This is a genomic window from Agromyces sp. NPDC058126, from assembly GCF_042884595.1.
Lineage (GTDB): Bacteria > Actinomycetota > Actinomycetes > Actinomycetales > Microbacteriaceae > Agromyces.
The window spans coordinates 1-3,109 of sequence record NZ_JBHVTS010000011.1; the positions used below are offsets into that span (position 1 = coordinate 1).

Here is a 3,109-nt window from a genome sequence, read left to right on the forward strand (position 1 = left end):
CTCAAAACTAGATAACAGGTGTGACATCATTCAAAAATATGGTTAAGTCCTCGATCGATTAGTATCTGTCAGCTCCATGTGTCGCCACACTTCCACCTCAGACCTATCAACCTGATCATCTTTCAGGGATCTTACTTCCTTGCGGAATGGGAAATCTCATCTTGAGGGGGGCTTCATGCTTAGATGCTTTCAGCACTTATCCCGTCCGCACATAGCTACCCAGCGATGCCCTTGGCAGAACAACTGGTACACCAGCGGTGCGTCCATCCCGGTCCTCTCGTACTAAGGACAGCTCCTCTCAAATTTCCTGCGCCCGCGACGGATAGGGACCGAACTGTCTCACGACGTTCTGAACCCAGCTCGCGTACCGCTTTAATGGGCGAACAGCCCAACCCTTGGGACCGACTACAGCCCCAGGATGCGATGAGCCGACATCGAGGTGCCAAACCTCCCCGTCGATGTGGACTCTTGGGGGAGATAAGCCTGTTATCCCCGGGGTAGCTTTTATCCGTTGAGCGATGGCCCTTCCATGCGGAACCACCGGATCACTAAGCCCGACTTTCGTCCCTGCTCGACTTGTAGGTCTCGCAGTCAAGCTCCCTTGTGCCTTTACACTCTGCGAATGATTTCCAACCATTCTGAGGGAACCTTTGGGCGCCTCCGTTACCTTTTAGGAGGCGACCGCCCCAGTCAAACTGCCCACCTGACACTGTCTCCCCGCCCGATAAGGGCGGCGGGTTAGAAGGTCAATACAGCCAGGGTAGTATCCCACCGATGCCTCCACCGAAGCTGGCGCTCCGGTTTCCAAGGCTCCTACCTATCCTGTACAAGCTGTACCAACATTCAATATCAGGCTGCAGTAAAGCTCCACGGGGTCTTTCCGTCCTGTCGCGGGTAACCTGCATCTTCACAGGTACTATAATTTCACCGAGTCTCTCGTTGAGACAGTGCCCAGATCGTTACGCCTTTCGTGCGGGTCGGAACTTACCCGACAAGGAATTTCGCTACCTTAGGACCGTTATAGTTACGGCCGCCGTTTACTGGGGCTTCAATTCGCACCTTCGCTTACGCTAAGCGCTCCTCTTAACCTTCCAGCACCGGGCAGGCGTCAGCCCCTATACTTCGCCTTACGGCTTCGCAGAGACCTGTGTTTTTGCTAAACAGTCGCCTGGGCCTATTCACTGCGGCTCTTTCGGGCTATTCACCCTAAAGAGCACCCCTTCTCCCGAAGTTACGGGGTCATTTTGCCGAGTTCCTTAACGAGAGTTCTCTCGATCACCTTAGGATTCTCTCCTCGCCTACCTGTGTCGGTTTGCGGTACGGGCACCTCTCGCCTCGCTAGAGGCTTTTCTTGGCAGCGTGGAATCAGGAACTTCGGTACTATATTTCCCTCGCCATCACAGCTCCGCCTTAATGGAAACGGGATTTGCCTATTTCCCAGCCTAACTGCTTGGACGCGCATATCCAACAGCGCGCTTACCCTATCCTCCTGCGTCCCCCCATTGCTCAAACGGTGAGGAGGTGGTACAGGAATATCAACCTGTTATCCATCGCCTACGCCTTTCGGCCTCGGCTTAGGTCCCGACTAACCCTGAGCGGACGAGCCTTCCTCAGGAAACCTTAGGCATTCGGTGGAGGGGATTCTCACCCCTCTTTCGCTACTCATACCGGCATTCTCACTTCTAAGCGCTCCACCAGTCCTTCCGGTCTTGCTTCACAGCCCTTAGAACGCTCTCCTACCACTGTTCGAAGAACAGTCCGCAGCTTCGGTGATACGTTTAGCCCCGGTACATTTTCGGCGCAGAGTCACTCGACCAGTGAGCTATTACGCACTCTTTAAATGGTGGCTGCTTCTAAGCCAACATCCTGGTTGTCTAAGCAACTCCACATCCTTTTCCACTTAACGTATACTTGGGGACCTTAGCTGGTGGTCTGGGCTGTTTCCCTTTTGACTACGGATCTTATCACTCGCAGTCTGACTCCCATGGATAAGTCTTTGGCATTCGGAGTTTGACTGAATTCGGTAACCCGTTGGGGGCCCCTAGTCCAATCAGTGCTCTACCTCCAAGACTCTTACCTTGAGGCTAGCCCTAAAGCTATTTCGGAGAGAACCAGCTATCTCCAGGTTCGATTGGAATTTCTCCGCTACCCACACCTCATCCCCGCACTTTTCAACGTGCGTGGGTTCGGGCCTCCATTCAGTGTTACCTGAACTTCACCCTGGACATGGGTAGATCACCTGGTTTCGGGTCTACGACCACATACTCATTCGCCCTATTCAGACTCGCTTTCGCTGCGGCTCCGTCTCATCAACTTAACCTCGCATGGGATCGTAACTCGCCGGTTCATTCTACAAAAGGCACGCCATCACCCATTAACGGGCTCTGACTACTTGTAGGCACACGGTTTCAGGATCTCTTTCACTCCCCTTCCGGGGTGCTTTTCACCTTTCCCTCACGGTACTGGTTCACTATCGGTCACTAGGTAGTATTTAGCCTTGGGAGATGGTCCTCCCAGCTTCCGACGGAATTTCACGTGTTCCGCCGTACTCAGGATCCACTCAAGAGGGAACGAAGTTTCAACTACAGGGTTGTTACCTTCTTCGACGGACCTTTCCAGGTCGCTTCATTTACTTCGTTCCTTTGTAACTCCGTATAGAGTGTCCTACAACCCCAAGAGGCAAGCCTCTTGGTTTGGGCTAATTCCGTTTCGCTCGCCGCTACTCAGGAAATCGCATTTGCTTTCTCTTCCTCCGGGTACTTAGATGTTTCAGTTCCCCGGGTCTGCCTTCAATATCCTATGTATTCAGATAAAGATACTGTTCCATTACGAACAGTGGGTTTCCCCATTCGGAAATCTCCGGATCAAAGCTTGCTTACAGCTCCCCGAAGCATATCGGTGTTCGTCCCGTCCTTCATCGGCTCCTAGTGCCAAGGCATTCACCGTGCGCCCTTTCTAACTTAACCATTAGCGAATAAATGGTACAACATACTGTTGTGTTATTTATTGGTTTGATTAAAGAAAAGTTTCACTTTTCCTCAGCAATTACTGTTATCTAGTTTTCAAAGAACAAAACAACTGACTTCAATCACATCATGATAAACATCAC

The 3,109-nt window shown here is 51.8% G+C and carries 1 rRNA gene; it reads right to left on the reverse strand.

Annotated features, from left to right (window positions below):
- Nucleotides 1-38 precede the first annotated feature (38 nt).
- Nucleotides 39-2,966, reverse strand: a 23S ribosomal RNA gene (locus ACFVTR_RS19120).
- Nucleotides 2,967-3,109 lie beyond the last annotated feature (143 nt).